The following is a 15313-nucleotide window of genomic DNA, read 5'->3' as shown; positions in this document are numbered from 1 at the left end:
CCGCCACCGCGCCCGAAGGCCGCGTCCACCTCCCGGTGGGCGCGGCCTTCGCGTGCGCTTCGCGTGCCGTTGACATCCTTCCGCGCGAGCGAGAGGCTAAGCAAGCGCTTAGTCAGTCTCACTCCCCGAGGATGCCATGACCGACAATCCCCCCGGACTCGACCTCGCCAGGCTCCAGGCCCACCTGGGCACCGGAGCGCTGACCGCCGAGCTGATCGAGGGCGGCCGCTCCAACCTGACGTACCGCCTGACCGACGGCACCGAGCGCTGGGTGCTGCGCCGGCCGCCGCTGGGGCACGTGCTGGCCACCGCCCACGACATGGCCCGCGAGTACCGGGTGATCGGCGCCCTGCACGGCTCGCCGGTGCCGGTGCCGCGCACGGTGCGGCTGACCGAGGACCCGGAGGTGATCGGCGCGCCGTTCTACCTGATGGAGTTCGTGGACGGCACCGCGCACCGCGACTCGGCGGCGCTGGCCGCACTCGGACCGGTGCGGGTGCGCGCGCTGGCCGACCACCTGGTCGACACCCTGGTGGCACTGCACGCCATCGACCCGCAGGAAGTCGGCCTGGCCGACTTCGGGCGCCCGCAGGGCTTCCTGGCCCGGCAGGTGCAGCGCTGGGGCAAGCAGTTGGACGCCTCGCGCAGCCGCGAGGTGGCGGGCATCGAGGAGTTGCGCGAGCGGCTCGGGGCGACCCTGCCCGACTCCCCCGCCCCCGCGCTGGTGCACGGCGACTACCGGCTCGACAACGTGCTGGTCGGCGAGGACGACCGGATCACCGCGGTGCTGGACTGGGAGATGTCCACCCTGGGCGACCCGCTGACCGACCTCGGGCTGCTGGTGATGTACACCGAACTCGCCGGCCGCTTCGCCGGGGTGCTGCCGGGCGTGGCGCTGGCCCCCGGGTTCCCGGGCGGCGCCGAGCTGATCGAGCGCTACGCCGCCGGCTCGGGGCGGGACGTGGCGCAGGTCCACTGGTACGTCGCCTTCGCCTCGTTCAAGCTCGCCGTGGTGCTGGAGGGCATCCACTTCCGCTACGGCCAGGGACGCACGGTCGGGGCCGGCTTCGACCGGGTCGGCGCGCTGGTCCCGCTCTTCGTCGAGCACGGCCTGACCGCACTCAAGGAGCACTGATGGACTTCGCCTTCGACGCCGCCACCGGGGAACTGCACGCGCGGCTCAGCGCCTTCATGGACGAGTACGTCTACCCGGCCGAGCCGGTCCTGGCGGCCGAACTGGCCGACCCCGCCCGCGATCCGTGGGCGACCCCGGCGATCGTGCGCGAGCTGCAGCAGCGGGCCAGGGAGCGCGACCTGTGGAACCTCTTCCACCGGCTGCCCAACCTCGGCTACGCCCCGCTGGCGGAACTGACCGGCCGCAGCATCCAGTTGGCGCCGGCCGCGACCAACTGCGCGGCCCCCGACACCGGGAACATGGAGCTGCTGGAGCAGTTCGGCGACGAGGAGCAGCGCAAGCAGTGGCTGGAGCCGCTGCTGGCCGGTGAGATCCGCTCGGCGTTCGCGATGACCGAGCCGGAGGTGGCCTCCTCGGACGCGAGCAACATCGAGACCCGGATCGAGCGGGTGGGCGAGGAGTACCTGGTCAACGGCCGCAAGTGGTACATCACCGGGGCGATGAACCCCGCGTGCGCGGTCTTCATCGTGATGGGCAAGACCGACCCGGACGGCGACCCGCGCCGGCAGCAGTCGATGATCCTGGTGCCGCGTGACACCCCGGGGGTGACGGTCCGGCGCGGCATGACGGTCTTCGGCTACGACGACCGCGACCACGGCGGGCACGCCGAGGTGCTCTTCGAGGACGTCCGGGTGCCGGCCGGCAACCTGATCGGCGAGCCGGGCTCCGGCTTCGCGATCGCCCAGGCGCGGCTGGGCCCGGGGCGGATCCACCACTGCATGCGCGCGATCGGCATGGCCGAGCGGGCGCTGGAACTGATGTGCCGGCGGGCCGGGGAGCGGGTGGCGTTCGGCCGACCGCTGGCCGCGCAGGGCGTGGTGCAGGACTGGATCGCCGAGTCCCGGGTGCGGATCGAGCAGGCCAGGCTGCTGGTGCTCAAGACCGCCTGGCTGATGGACACGGTGGGCAACAAGGGGGCGCACACCGAGATCCAGGCGATCAAGATCGTGGTGCCGCAGACCGTGGAGTGGATCCTGGACAAGGCCGTGCAGGCGCACGGCGCGGCGGGGGTCAGCCAGGACACCCCGCTCGCCCAGCTCTGGGCCGGCAACCGCACGCTGCGGCTGGCCGACGGCCCGGACGAGGTGCACCGCCGCTCGCTGGCCCGCCGTGAGCTGAGGAAGTACCAGGGATGAGCGAGCCTGTAAGCACTGATCCCGTGAGCACCGATCTCGTCGATGAGCTGCGCTCTCGAGTACGAGCACTGCTCACGGAAGCCTGGCCGAACGGCGCCGCCACACAGGACGTCGACGCACTCGACTTCCTGCGCGCCCGCTTCGACGCCGGCCTGGCCTGGGTGCACTTCCCCGTCGGACTCGGCGGACTCGGCGCCCCGCGCGCCCTGCAGGCCGTGGTGGACGCCGAACTGGCGGCCGCCGGCGCGCCCGACAACGACCCGCGTCGGATCGGCATCGGTCTGGGCATGGCCGCCCCCACCATCCTGCGCTACGGCACCTCCGAGCAGCAGCGCCGCTGGCTGCGCCCGCTGTGGACCGGCGAGGAGGTCTGGTGCCAGCTCTTCAGCGAGCCCGGCGCCGGCTCCGACCTGGCGGCGCTGGCCACCCGCGCCCTGCCCGGCACCGACGGCGTCTGGACGGTGGACGGCCAGAAGGTCTGGACCTCCAGCGCGCACACCGCCCGCTGGGCCATCCTGGTCGCCCGCACCGACCCCGCCGTCCCCAAGCACCGCGGCATCACCTACTTCGTCTGCGACATGACCGACCCCGGCGTCGAGGTCCGTCCGCTGCGTCAGATCACCGGTGAGGCCGAGTTCAACGAGGTGTTCCTGACCGGCGTGCGGATCCCCGACACCGACCGGCTCGGCGCCGTCGGCGAGGGCTGGCAGGTCGCCCAGACCACGCTCAACAACGAGCGGGTCTCGATCGGCGGCCAGGCCACCCCCCGCGAGGGCGGCCTGATCGGCATCGTCGCCCGGACCTGGCGCACCCACCCCGAGCTGCGCACCGCCGAGCTGCACCAGCGGCTGCTGCGGCACTGGGTGGACGCCGAGGTGCTGCGGCTGACCGGCGAGCGGCTGCGCCAGCAGCTGGCGGCCGGCCAGCCCGGTCCCGAGGGGGCCGGCGGCAAGCTCGCCTTCGCCCGCCTCGCCCAGGAGTTGACCGGCTTCGAGGTCGAACTGCTCGGCGAGGCGGGCCTGGGCTACGACGACTGGACGATGGTGCGCCCCGAGCTGGTGGACTTCACCGGCCGCGAGGCGGGCTACCGCTACCTGCGCGCCAAGGGCAACAGCATCGAGGGCGGCACCAGCGAGATCCTGCGCAACATCATCGCCGAACGGGTGCTGGGACTGCCGCCCGAGCCGCGCACGGACAAGGACGTCCCGTGGAAGGAGCTGGCGCGGTGAACCTGCTGTACACCGAGATCGAGGAGGAGCTGCGGGCCAGCGTGCGCGCGCTGCTCACCGACCGCAGCCCGGTGGCCGCCCTGCCGGGCCGGCTGGCGGGCCCGGACCAGCACGACCCGGACCCGCACGACCCGGCCCTGCACGACCCCGCGCTGTGGCACGCGCTCGCCGCCGAGCTGGGCACTGCCGGGCTGCAGGTGCCGGAGGCGGCCGGCGGCGCCGGCGCCTCGCTGCGCGAGAGCGCGGTGGTGCTGGAGGAGCTGGGCCGCTCGCTGGCCCCGGTGCCGTTCCTGGGCAGCGCGGTGCTGGCCACCACCGCGCTGCTGGCGGCGGGCAGCGAGCGGGTGGCGGAGCTGGCGAGCGGCGCCCGCACCGGCACGCTGGCCGTCCCGTTCTCCAGCTGGGAGCACCGCCCCACGGTGCGGGTGGAGGGCGGCACGCTCAGCGGGCGGGTCACCTCGGTCGCCGACGCGACCGCGGCCGACCTGCTGGTGGTCCCGGTCGAGGGCGGCGCGCTGTACCTGGTGGAGCGCGGCTTCACCCGCACCGCGCGCACCTCGCTGGACCTGACCCGCCCGCTCACCGACCTCGCCTTCGAGCGCGCCCCGGCCCACCTGCTCACCGAGGACCCCGCGGTGCTGGCGCGGACGCTGCGCACCGGGGCCGGGCTGCTCGCCTCCGAGCAGCTCGGGATCGCCGAGTGGTGTCTGGCGAGCACGGTCGACTACCTGCGCGAGCGGCGCCAGTTCAACCGCCCGGTGGGCTCGTTCCAGGCGCTCAAGCACCGGCTGGCCGACCTCTGGCTGGAGGTGGTGGGGGCCAGGGCGACGGCCCGGGCGGCGGCCGACGCGCTGGCGAACGGGGCGGCGGACGCGCCGGTGCTGGTCGCGGTGGCCGCCTCGCACTGCGGCACGGTGGCGGTGCGCGCGGCGGAGGAGTGCATCCAGCTGCACGGCGGGATCGGGATGACCTGGGAGCACCCGGCCCACCTGTTCCTCAAGCGCGCCAAGGCCGACCAGTTGGCACTGGGCACCCCCGCCCGGTACCGGTCCGCCCTGGCCGACCTGGTGGACCTGCCGGCCTGAGCCCCGCACACGACGGTGCCCCCGGGAGAGTCGCTCCCGGGGGCACCGTCGGTGGTGGCCATGCCGTCAGAGCACGACCACCACGCGGCCGGTCGTCTTCCCCTCGACGACCCGCTGCACGCCGTCCGCCGCCTGCTCGAAGGGCAGCCGCTCGCTCACCAGCGGGCGCACCAGGCCCTGCTCGGCCAACGTGGTCAGCTCCGCGTGGGCGGCCCGCACGGCCGCCGGGTCCTTGGTGTTGTAGAGGCCCCAGTGCAGGCCCAGCACCGCGTAGTTCTTCACCAGGGCGTGGCCCAGCGGCGGGGCCGGGATGGTGCCGCTGGTGAAGCCGACCACCACGATCCGGCCCTCGAAGGCCACGCACCGGGTGGAGCCGGTGTAGGCGTCGCCGCCCACCGGGTCGAAGACCACGTCCGCGCCGCGCCCGCCGGTCGCCTCGCGGACCACCGCGACGAAGTCCTCGGTGGTCCGGTCGATCACCAGGTCCGCGCCCAACTCCTTGGCCACCGCCACCTTCTGCGCGCCTCCCACGACGCCGATCACCCTGGCGCCGGCCGCCTTGCCCAGCTGCACGGCGGCGCTGCCGACCCCGCCGGCGGCCGCGTGCACCAGCAGCGTCTCGCCGGGCCGCAGCGCGGCCCGGCGGTGCAGCGCGAACCAGGCGGTCTGGTAGCCGATGTGCAGGGCGGCGGCCTCGGCGTCGTCCAGCGCGGGCGGCGCCGGGAAGAGCGCCCGCTCGTCCAGCAGCGCGTACTCGGCGAACGCTCCGCCGAACAGCACCGGATTGCCGATCACCCGCTCCCCCGAGGGGAGTTCGCCGCACAGTTCGAGGCCGGGCACGAACGGCAGCGCCGGCTTGACCTGGTACAGGCCCAGGCTCAGCAGCGCGTCGGGGAAGTTCACCGCGGCCGCCCTGACCTTCACCAGCACCTGGCCGTCGGCCGGTTCGGGCACCGCAAGGTCCTCCTCCAGCCGCATCACCTCGCGCGGCAGGCCCAACTCCGCGATCCGCCAAGCCCTCATGCCTACTCCTCCACGAACTTGCACTGCAGGTGGTTCATGCTCTCCAGCCAGCGGTCCGGATCGCCCGCGCGGGCCGCGTAGTACCGGGCGACCTCGGGGTGCGGCAGGATCAGGAACCGTTCCTCGGCGATCGCCCGCAGCACGTCCACGGCGACCTGCTCCGGCTCCAGGGCGTCGGCCGCCATCAGGGCCCGGCCGATCTCGCCGGAGTCGGCCAGGATCTGGGTGCGCACGCCCTGCGGGCAGAGCGCGTGCACCCGCACCCCGCGGTGGCGGTAGGTGGCGCTGAGCCACTCGGCGAAGGCGAGGGCGCCGTGCTTGCTCACCGAGTAGGGCGCCGAGCCGAGCATGGTCAGCAGGCCGGCGGCCGAGACGGTGGCGACGAACCGTCCGGCGCCGCGCTCGAGCCACTCGGGCAGCAGCAGTTCGGCGGCGCGCACGTGCGCCATCACGTTGACCTCCCAGGCGGCGCTCCAGCTCGCCTCGGGCGCGTCCGCGCCGCCGACCGGCGCCACCCCCGCGTTCGCGCAGTAGACGTCGATGCCGCCGAGTTCGGCCCGGGCCGCCTCGATCAGCGCGGCCACGCCCTCGCGGCCGGCGGCGTCACCGGGCAGCGCGAGGGCGCCGATCCGCTCGGCGGTCCGCTCGGCCGCCGCCGCGTCCAGGTCGTTGACCACCACGTTGGCGCCCTGCTCGGCGAAGGCCTGCGCCAGCGCGGCGCCGATCCCGCGCCCGGCGCCGGTGACCACCACCCGCTGCCCGGCCGGCGCCGCGCTCACAGCCCGCCGCCCAGCGTCACGCCGCCGTCGATCACCAGCGTCTGGCCGGTGATCCAGCCGGCCTGGTCGGAGAGCAGGAAGGCCACCGCCCCCGCGACGTCCTCGGGCAGCCCGAGCCGCTTGAGCGGGTAGGGCGCGGCCGCCTCCTCCTCGCGCCCGGCGTAGAGCGCCTCGGCGAAGCGGGTCTTGACCACCGCGGGCGCCACCGCGTTGACCCGGATGCCCGGGCCGAGCTCGCCGGCCAGCTCCATGGTCAGCCGGGACAGGGCCGCCTTGCTGACGCCGTACATCCCGATCCCGGGCGAGGTGCGCAGGCCCGCGATGGAGGAGACGTTGACCACCGCGCCGCCGTGCTCGCCCATCCAGGCCTCGTGCGCCAGCCGGGTCCAGGCCAGCGGGCCGAGCACGTTGACGGCCAGGATCTTGGCGGCGGCGGCCGGGTCGGTGTCCAGCACCGGACCGAAGACCGGATTGATGCCGGTGTTGTTGACCAGCAGGTCGAGCCGCCCGAAGGCGGCGACGGTGCGCTGCACCGCGTCCCGCTGGTGGGCCGGGTCGTCGGCCTTGCCGGCGACGGCGATGGCGTGCTCCTCGCCGCCGAGGTCGGCCACCGCCTGCTCCAGCGCCTCGGCGCCGCGCGCGGTGAGGCAGACCCTGGCACCCCGGCTGACCAGCTCCCGGGCGATGCCCAGGCCGATCCCCCGGCTCGCGCCGGTGACCAGCGCCACCTGTCCCTTGAACGAAAGCGTCACGGCCGTCCCCTCTGGAACCCAGCGCCCACCGGCACGAACCCGCCAGTAACTAAGCGCTTGCTTAGCATGTTGGCCGCAGGCCACACTGTCAACAGCCCGCCGCGCCCCCCATGCGAGGATGTCGACCATGACCACTGAGCAGCACCCGGCCGACCTGTGGCCCGGGGAGCGCCCCGAGGCCGCGCGGCGCCTGCTGCTCGCCGCCGTCGACTCCTTCGCCTCCCGCGGCTACCACGCCACCACCACCCGCGACATCGCCACCGCCGCGGGCATGAGCCCCGCCGCGCTCTACATCCACTACCCCTCCAAGGCCGCGCTGCTCGCCGAGATCAGCCGCCACGGGCACGCCGCGACGCTCGCCCTGGTGGAGGAGGCCGTCGCCCACGGCGGTGACCCGCTGACCCGGATGCGGCACCTGGTGGAGGGCTTCACGGCCTGGCACGCGCGCGGCCACACGGTGGGCCGGATCGTCAACTACGAGCTGCGCGCCCTGCCGCCGGAGGACTTCGCGGTCGTCGCCGAGCTGCGGCGGCGGATCGAGGACACGGTCAAGCAGGTCATCGAGGACGGCGTGGCGGCCGGTCTCTTCGAGGTCCCCGAGACCCGCACCGCGGCCCGCGCCGTCACCTCGCTGGGCATCGACGTGGCGCGCTGGTACAACGAGCGCAGCAGCGAGAGCCCCGAACAGCTCGGCCAGCGCTACGGCGAGCTGGTCCTGCGGATGCTCGGGGCTCCCGGCTAGGGCGGCCCCAGGGCCCACCGCCCGGTGTGCCGCTACTGCCGGCCCGCCCCGGCCTCGATGGGCCGCACCCGCAGCAGGGCGCGGCCCGGTATCGCGGTCGCGGCCAGGGCGAGGACGACGACCGCGAGGGCCAGTGGCACAGCGGTTCCGAGCGGCACGTACGGCGCGGCGCCGGTGATCCCGCGGCTGACCGGGACCAGGGTCGTCCAGGCGATCGCGCCGCCCAGCAGCAGGCCGGTGGTGGCCACCAGCAGCGCCTCCCAGCGCAGCATCCCGCGCACCTGGCGGCGGGTGGTGCCCGCCAGCCGCAGCAGGCCGACCTCCCGGCGGCGGTCCAGCACGGTCATCACCAGGGTGTTGGCCGAGGCGACGGCCGCGAAGCCGCCGAGCACCGCCGCCATCACGGTGTTGGCCCAGCTGTTGAGTTCCCGGTCGTGGTCGGCCCGGGCGCCGAAGCCGCCGGCGTCGGTGACGGTCAGGGCGGGTGTGCCCAGGCGGCGCACCGCGGCGGCCACCGAGCCACGGTCGGCGCCCGGCGCGTCGGCGACCAGCACCTGGCTGTCGAAGCCCGCCGTGACGTGGTCGGCCAGCGCCGCCCGCGGCAGCAGGATCTGCCCCAGTCCCAGGCCGCGCCCGTAGGTGGCCACCACGGTGGGCCGCACCTGGGTGCCGTCGCCGAGCCAGAGCGGGACCGGGTCGCCGACCCGCACGCCGAGGCCCTGGGCGAGCTGCGCGTCGAGCGCGACGGTACGGACCTCCGGCGCCCCGCCCGCCGAGGCACCCGCGCCGCTGCCCGGACCGCCCAGGGCGGCGAGCGAGCCGCTGCGGACCGCGAGGTCGAGCACCCTGGACAGCCGCGCCGGGTCGCCCGAGACGCCCAGCACGCTCGCCGAGGACAGCGTGTCGCCCGCGCGGTAGACGGCCGCGCTGCGCAGCACCCCGACCGCCGTGTCCACTCCCGGCAGCCGGGCCGCCTGCTCGGCGGTGCCCGCCGGCAGGCCCGGACCGCCCGACCCGAGCACCTGGTCGGCGACGATGCCGCCGCGCAGCTGCTCGGCGCTGACGTGACTCACCGTGGTCTGCAGGAAGAGCAGCGTGCCGCAGAACGCGGTGACCATGACGATGGGGGTGATCGCGGAGGCCAGCCGGCGGGCGCCGGCCCGGGCGTTGTCCACGGCCAGCGAGGCCGCGGCGCCCGCGCCGCCGCTGCGCAGCGGCAGACCCAGCACGGTCGCGGCCAGCCACGCCACCGGCGGGCCGAGCAGCGCCACCGCCACCATGAAGCACATCACCACGCCGAGCGCCGTGTTCGCGGCGTCCGCACCGTCGAGCCGGGCGGCGAGGGAGGCCAGCGTCACGCCGCCGGCCAGGGCCAGCACCCCGAGGACGGTGCGCACCACCCCGGGGCGGACCCGCTCCACCGCGGCCTCGCCCAGCGCCTGGCTGGGCCGCATCCGCGAGGGGCGACGGGCCGCCAGGTAGCCGGCGCCCAGCGCGGCCAGCAGGCCGGCGCCCACCGCCACCACCATCGGGATCGGCCCCACCGCCAGCGACACCCCCGCGGGGATCGCGCCGCGTGCCACCAGCTGGTCGAACCACCAGTGCGCCAGCGCCAGGCCCGGCAGCACACCGGCCGCCCCCGCGAGGGGCGCCAGCAGCATCGCCTCGGTGGCGATGGTGCGCCGGATCTGCCGGGGAGTGGCGCCGATCGCCCGCAGCAGGGCGAACTCGCGCCCGCGCTGCCCGGCGGCGAGGGCCACGGTGCCCATCACCACGAAGACCGCGGTCATCGCCGCGACGCCGCCGAACGAGCCGCCCAGCCCGGTGAGCATCTCCTTGGCCTCGCCGAGCCCGGGCTGCTCGACACCCGCGCGCGCGTCGCCGGTCAGCGCCCGGGGGCCGGGCCCCACCGCGTGGCGGACCTGGCGGGCCAGCTCCGCCACCTGGACGCCGGGCCGGGGCTGGACGGCGATCGCATCGGCCCGGCCCGGCTGCCCGAGCAGGCGGCCGGCGACGTCGTCGGCGAACCAGGCCGTGGGGCCCGCGCCCGACCCGGCCCGCTCGGCCAGCAGGCCGCCGACCCGGTAGGCGATGGCGCCGGCGTCCGTGGCGGCCAGGGTGATCCGGTCGCCGACCGCCAGCTGACCGGCGCGGGCGGCGCCGGCGTCCAGCACCACCTCGCCGGGGCCAGGGGCGTGGCCCTGGGCCAGGGCGGCCGCACCGGCCGGGTCGCCGAGGGCGGCGGCGGAGAAGGGCCGGCCGGTCAGCGCCGACGGCCCGGCGGCCGGGCCACCGCCGGCCGGGGTGACCAGCAGCGGGACGTCGAAGTCCGCCACCGCGCGGGCGACGCCGGCCTCGGCGGCGATCCGCTGGACCAGCACGGCGTCCACCCGGGCCCGCTCCGGCAGGGCGGTGTCCTGCGTGTCGCTGTCCCCGCCCTGCCGGACGGTGATCCGCACGCTCTGGTCGGCGGCCACCAGGACCGGGGCCTGCGCGTAGCGGACCGGGGCCAGGTGGGCGGTCAGCCCGGTCTGCAGCAGGGTGCCGCAGGCGGTGATCACCGCGGCGGCGAAGAGCAGGGCCACGAAGCTGCCGGCGAACGCGGCGGGGCGAAAGCGCACCGAGGCGCGCGCGAGTCCGTTGGTCATGCCGCCACCGCCGTGCCGCCGTGCCCCGTGCCGCCGTACGCCGTGCCGCCGTGCCCCGAACCCGCGTGGCCGGCCGCGGCCGAGGTGAGCCGGACCAGCAGGTCGGCCACCGTCCGCGGGTCGGGCCCGTGCAGCGCGCCGGCCAGCGCGCCGTCGGCCAGGAAGACCACCCGGTCGGCGTGCGAGGCGGCCACCGGGTCGTGGGTGACCATCACGACGGTGGCGCCCAGGGTGTCCACCGCCCGGCGCAGCAGCCCGAGCACCTCCTGCGCGGTGCGGGTGTCCAGCGCGCCGGTCGGCTCGTCGGCGAAGACCACCTCCGGCTCGGTGATCAGCGCCCGGGCGATCGCCACCCGCTGCTGCTGGCCGCCGGAGAGCTGGCCGGGCCGGCGCCCGGCGTGCTCGCCGAGGCCCACCTGGGCGAGCAACTCCTTGGCCCGCCGCCGGTCCTGGCGCCGCCCCGCGAGCCGCTGCGGCAGCAGCACGTTCTGCTGCACCGTCAGCGAGGGCAGCAGGTTGAAGGACTGGAAGACGAAGCCGATCCGGCTGCGGCGCAGCTCGGTCAGCCGCCGCTCGCTCAGCCCGGTGATCGGCTCGCCGCCCAGCAGCACCTCGCCGGAGGTGGGCCGGTCCAGCCCGGCCGCGCACTGCAGGAAGGTGCTCTTACCGGAGCCCGAGGGACCCATCACCGCGGTGAAGCTGCCACGCGGCAGCACCAGGTCGATCCCGCGCAGCGCCTGCACCGCGCCCTCACCGCGCCCGTAGAGGCGGCGCACCGCCCGCAGCTCGACGGCCGGCGGCTCGGCGGGCCGCCCCACCTGCTGCCCCTGTGCGGTCTGCGGGTGCTCGGCACGCGGTCCCATGGTGTTCCCTCCGGCGCTGGTCATCGACGGTGTCCACGCTAGAAAGGAGGGAACGGCCGGACAATCGTGGTGGCAGGTGTCCCGAGGTGGGGTTTACCCCCGGGACCCTGGTCCCGGGGGTCGCCTCGGTCCCGCCCTACGGGCGCGGCAGGACGCAGCCCGCGCGGGTGAGGTCGAGCTTGTTGCCCGCCGCGAAGCACGGCGTCAACAGGTACGTCTCCTCGGCGTAGTTGATGCCCTGGCGGACCGTCACGTGGCCGCTCTGGTCGACCTCGCAGGGGCTGTCGACGGTGCAGGTCTCGCCGTTCTCGTTGCCCGTGTTGTTGACCGCGATCAGTTGCCCGGTGCCGGTGTCGATCACCGGCGAGCCGGAGGTGCCGCCGATGGTCTGGCAGGCGGGGGTGTAGCGCATCGAGTCCTTCCAGACCCAGTCCCCCTCGTGCAGCTGGTAGACGAACGCGTCGACCGAGCAGGAGTAGGTGGTCTTCCAGTAGCCGGAGACCACCTTGATCGCGGTGCCGGCCGTGGGGTGGTTCGGCGATATCGTCAACGGGCTGATGCCGTACCGGCTCTGGATCGAGGCGTAGGTCGTGTTGAGCTGGTAGAGCGTCACGTCGGTGTCGGTCATGGTGGAGTAGACGACCTTGCTGGCGCGCAGCGTGGCGAGCCGCCCGCCACTGGCGCTGAGCAGCGTGAAGCTGCGGCTGGACGCCTTGTTGACGATGACCTGACCCGGGTCCGGCATGCCGAACTCCAGGCAGTGGCCGTTGGTGAGCACCAGGGCCGGGTCGCTGGAGACCGAGTTCGGCATCCGGACCACCGAGCCGGAACAGTCGTCCAGGGCGACGGTGCCGGCGAAGGTGACGCTCACCGCGGGCCCGGCGGCCTGGGCGGGGGCGGCGCCGGCCAGCGCACCGGCGGCGCCGATCAGGGTGGCGACGGCGGCGGTGGCCAGGGACTTCCTCAGAGCGGGGTGCGTCTGCACGGCGGGACTCCTCGGGTGTGGGGGTCCCGCAAATTTGGCCTGCACATGACGACCTGTCAAGAGGTCCTGCGGCCGATCCCCGCCCTCGCCGGACGCCCTTCAGGATCGCGGCGCCCGGGCCTGACGGGCGCGCACCGCCAGGGCCAGCCGGCGGGCCACCGTGCCCGAGAAACGGACCGTCTCGGCGGCGGCCGGCCACGGGTCGTCGGCGCAGAGCCAGGCCCGCTCGACCCCGCGGCGCGGCAGCACGGCCGGCGGCGGCCGGCGGCGGGCGCGCGCCCAGCAGAGCGCCGAGGGCAGGTCCAGCTGCCCCACCACGAAGCTGCGCGGCGCGCGCTGCTCGGCCGCCGGCACCGGACGCCCCGTCAGGTCCAGGTGCAGGGCGCGGACCACGTCCACGCCCCGGGTGCTCTCGAAGAGCCGGAACTGGGCGCCGGTGCGCGGGTTGAAGTCGACCAGCTTGTAGCGGCCGTCGCGCAGGTCGAGCCGCCAGTCCAGGTCGGCCACCCCGCTGTAGCCCAGCGCCTCGCAGAGCCCGGCGGCCAGTTCGGCCAGCGGCGGGTTCCAGAGCGCCTCGGCGCGGGTGGTCACGCCGGACTCCGGCGGCCAGGAGCGGACCTTGCGCCCGGTGAAGACGGTGCGCACCGCGCCGCCCGCCCCGCAGTACAGGTGGGTGATCCAGTCCTGCGACCGGTCGGCCGGCAGGTACTCCTGGGCCAGCACCGACAGCGGCCCCTCGGTCGGCACCAGGGCGCGCAGCTGCGCCTCGTCGCGCACCAGCGTGGTGTGCTGGACCACCGGCGCGCTCAGCCGGGTCCAGGCCTCCAGGTTCTTCAGGACCAGCGGATAGCCCCAGCGGCGGCCCAGCTCCAGCAGCTCGGCGAGGTCCGCCGGCGCGGCGGCGCGCGGGGTCGGCACGCCGTACCGCTCGCAGATCCGCGAGAGCCCCTCCTTGCTGGCCAGCCGGCGCGGCAGGTCGGCGGGGACCGGCGGCAGCAGGAAGTGGCCGGCCAACTGCTCGGCGTGCTCGGCCAGCAGCACGGCGGCCTCGTCGTCGGTGGGCACCGCCACGGTCGGGCGCCCGATCCCCGCCCCGATCGCCAGCAGCAGGCGCACCAGCCGCTCGGGCGGCTCCAGCCCGCTGGTCGGGCACACCACCCGGCCGGCCAGGTAGCGCGAGAGCGCGACCGGGGTGAACCGGTCCTCGACCATCGCGTACACCGGCACGCCCCGGCGGGCCAGCGTGCGGACCACGCCCAGGCCGCCGGCGTGCTGCGGGTAGCGGCCCACCTTGACCAGCAACGCGGGAACGGAACGGTCGAGTTGAGGTCCGGGTCCGGTCATCGCCGACTCGATTCTGCGCGCAGGGCCGCGGGCGCCGCTGCGCGGCCGCGGTGTCGTGCCCCGGGGCGGGGCACGGCGGGGAGAGCTCGCCACCAACCGGGCGGTGGTCGCGGGCCGGGCGCTCGCCAGGGGCCGGGCCCGCGCCCCGAAAGATGCTGGCCCCAACCGGGCGTCGCATCCTGGGAACGGGGCACGGCATCCGAGGAGGACGGTCGATGAGCTCGAAGAACGGCGCAAGAACCCCGGTGACCATCGTCGGCGCGGGCCCGTACGGGCTGTCGGTCGCCGCGCACCTGCGCGCCCGGGGCATCGAACCCCGGGTGTTCGGCGAACCCATGGAGAGCTGGCGGGAGCGGATGCCGCTGGGGATGTACCTGAAATCCACCCCGTCGGCCTCCTCGATCGCCGCCCCGGGCGGCCGCTGCCGGCTGCAGCACTTCCGGGCCGCCGAGGGCCGGCCCTCCGGCGAGGACCAGCACCCGGTCCCGGTGGAGGAGTTCATCAGCTACGGACTGTGGTTCCAGGAACGCTGCGTGCCCGACCTGGAGCGCGAGCGGGTCGAGCGGATCACCCGCGCCGGCGGGGGCTTCCGGGTCACGCTGGCCTCCGGCGAGAGCTACGACACCGACCGGGTGGTGATGGCCACCGGCCTGGGCCCCTACGCCCACGTGCCGGACACGCTGCGCCCGCTGGTCGAGGCCGGCACCGCCTCGCACACCGCCGACCACCCCGACCTCGCGGTCTTCGCCGGCCGCCGGGTGGCGGTGCTGGGCGCGGGGCAGTCCGCACTGGAGAGCGCGGCCCTGCTGCACGAGGCGGGCGCCGAGCCGGTGCTGGTGGCCCGCACCGACGAGCTGCTCTTCGGCGACCCGCCGGCCACCGACGACCCGGCCGACCGGCCGCTGCCGGTGCGGCTGGTCAAACCCGCCTCGCCGCTGGGCCCGGGCTGGTCCCTGCTGGCCTTCGCCAAGGGCGCGGCGGCCTACCGGTACCTGCCCGACCCGACCCGCGACCACTTCCTGCGCACCGTGCTGGGCCCCTCCGGCGCCTGGTGGCTGCGCGATCGCGTGGACGGACGGATCCCGCAGTTCACCGGCTGCGAGGTGGACACCGCGCGCGGCAACGGCCAGGGCGTCCGGCTCGACCTGCGACGCACCGCCGGCGGCGGGCGGCAGACCGTCGAGGCCGAGCACCTGCTCTGCGCGACCGGCTACCGGGTGGACGTGGACCGGCTCACCCTGCTCGATGCCGACCTGCGCCGCTCGGTGCAGCGCAACGGCACCGCGCCGCGCCTGTCGGCGGGCCTGGAGTCCTCGGTCCCGGGCCTGTACTTCGCCGGGCTCTCGGCCGCCGCGGGCTTCGGTCCGGTGCTGCGCTTCGTCTGCGGCACGGGCTTCGCGGCCCGCCGGATCAGCGCCGCCGTCGCGCAGGCACGGACCGGCAGCCGGCCACCCGCCCGCACCCCGATCCTCTCGGGCCTGCGCTAGCGCCGCCGCCCGCGCGCGGACCGCCGCCGTGGCCGGACCCGCGGG

General features: G+C 75.7%; 13 protein-coding genes. 6 read left to right on the top strand and 7 right to left on the bottom strand.

What is annotated here, in order from left to right; translation table 11 throughout:
* The first annotated feature begins 136 nt into the window (after nucleotides 1–136).
* Genes ABD323_RS17985 through ABD323_RS17970 form a run of 4 tightly spaced genes read left to right on the top strand, consistent with a single transcriptional unit; the run spans nucleotide 137 to nucleotide 4645 of the window.
* Nucleotides 137–1135: a phosphotransferase family protein gene (locus ABD323_RS17985; protein WP_344442672.1), complete on the top strand. Its 999-nt coding sequence runs from the start codon at nucleotides 137–139 to the stop codon at nucleotides 1133–1135.
* A complete protein-coding gene (locus tag ABD323_RS17980) occupies nucleotides 1135–2331 on the top strand; it encodes an acyl-CoA dehydrogenase family protein (RefSeq protein WP_344442671.1) in 1197 nt (398 codons plus the stop codon). Before ABD323_RS17985 ends, ABD323_RS17980 begins: the two co-directional genes overlap by 1 nt.
* Before the next feature lie 23 nt (nucleotides 2332–2354).
* Nucleotides 2355–3560: an acyl-CoA dehydrogenase family protein gene (locus tag ABD323_RS17975; RefSeq protein ID WP_344442670.1), complete on the top strand. Its 1206-nt coding sequence runs from the start codon at nucleotides 2355–2357 to the stop codon at nucleotides 3558–3560.
* Nucleotides 3557–4645, top strand: coding sequence for an acyl-CoA dehydrogenase family protein (locus ABD323_RS17970; protein ID WP_344442669.1), 1089 nt, complete (start codon nucleotides 3557–3559; stop codon nucleotides 4643–4645). The genes ABD323_RS17975 and ABD323_RS17970 overlap by 4 nt, the downstream gene beginning before the upstream one ends.
* Nucleotides 4646–4711: 66 nt before the next feature.
* Here the strand turns inward: ABD323_RS17970 and ABD323_RS17965 are convergent, their stop codons facing one another.
* Genes ABD323_RS17965 through ABD323_RS17955 form a run of 3 tightly spaced genes read right to left on the bottom strand, consistent with a single transcriptional unit; the run spans nucleotide 4712 to nucleotide 7199 of the window.
* On the bottom strand, nucleotides 4712–5668 hold the full coding sequence (locus tag ABD323_RS17965; protein WP_344442668.1) for an NADPH:quinone oxidoreductase family protein: 957 nt from the start codon (nucleotides 5666–5668) through the stop codon (nucleotides 4712–4714).
* 2 nt (nucleotides 5669–5670) lie between these two features.
* Nucleotides 5671–6447, bottom strand: a complete 777-nt coding sequence (locus ABD323_RS17960; RefSeq protein ID WP_344442667.1) for an SDR family oxidoreductase — start codon at nucleotides 6445–6447, stop codon at nucleotides 5671–5673.
* The gene (locus ABD323_RS17955; RefSeq protein WP_344442666.1) at nucleotides 6444–7199 is read right to left on the bottom strand and encodes an SDR family oxidoreductase; all 756 of its coding nucleotides are present in this window, start codon (nucleotides 7197–7199) and stop codon (nucleotides 6444–6446) included. Before ABD323_RS17955 ends, ABD323_RS17960 begins: the two co-directional genes overlap by 4 nt.
* A 118-nt stretch (nucleotides 7200–7317) precedes the next feature.
* Here ABD323_RS17955 and ABD323_RS17950 point away from each other — a divergent pair, with 118 nt between their 5' ends.
* The gene (locus tag ABD323_RS17950; RefSeq protein WP_425556046.1) at nucleotides 7318–7941 is read left to right on the top strand and encodes a TetR/AcrR family transcriptional regulator; all 624 of its coding nucleotides are present in this window, start codon (nucleotides 7318–7320) and stop codon (nucleotides 7939–7941) included.
* Nucleotides 7942–7973: 32 nt separating this feature from the next.
* On the opposite strand, the gene ABD323_RS17945 is transcribed toward ABD323_RS17950, so the two are convergent.
* The 4 genes from ABD323_RS17945 to ABD323_RS17930 form a co-directional block, all read right to left on the bottom strand.
* Nucleotides 7974–10589: an FtsX-like permease family protein gene (locus ABD323_RS17945; protein ID WP_344442664.1), complete on the bottom strand. Its 2616-nt coding sequence runs from the start codon at nucleotides 10587–10589 to the stop codon at nucleotides 7974–7976.
* Nucleotides 10586–11452, bottom strand: a complete 867-nt coding sequence (locus tag ABD323_RS17940) for an ABC transporter ATP-binding protein (RefSeq protein ID WP_344442701.1) — start codon at nucleotides 11450–11452, stop codon at nucleotides 10586–10588. The genes ABD323_RS17945 and ABD323_RS17940 overlap by 4 nt, the downstream gene beginning before the upstream one ends.
* 136 nt (nucleotides 11453–11588) lie before the next feature.
* Nucleotides 11589–12419 (bottom strand): S1 family peptidase, encoded by an 831-nt coding sequence (locus ABD323_RS17935; protein WP_425556049.1) that lies wholly within the window; start codon nucleotides 12417–12419, stop codon nucleotides 11589–11591.
* Between the two features lie 117 nt (nucleotides 12420–12536).
* Complete coding sequence (locus ABD323_RS17930) at nucleotides 12537–13781, bottom strand: carboxylate--amine ligase (RefSeq protein WP_344442663.1); 1245 nt, start codon at nucleotides 13779–13781, stop codon at nucleotides 12537–12539.
* Between the two features lie 215 nt (nucleotides 13782–13996).
* Here ABD323_RS17930 and ABD323_RS17925 point away from each other — a divergent pair, with 215 nt between their 5' ends.
* Entirely contained in the window at nucleotides 13997–15268 is a 1272-nt protein-coding gene (locus tag ABD323_RS17925) for an FAD-dependent oxidoreductase (protein ID WP_344442661.1), read from the top strand.
* Nucleotides 15269–15313 lie beyond the last annotated feature (45 nt).

The organism is Kitasatospora nipponensis (assembly GCF_039528135.1).
GTDB lineage: Bacteria > Actinomycetota > Actinomycetes > Streptomycetales > Streptomycetaceae > Kitasatospora > Kitasatospora nipponensis.
The sequence above is the reverse complement of the archived record's forward strand: the minus strand, read 5'-3'. Positions and strand labels throughout refer to the sequence as shown.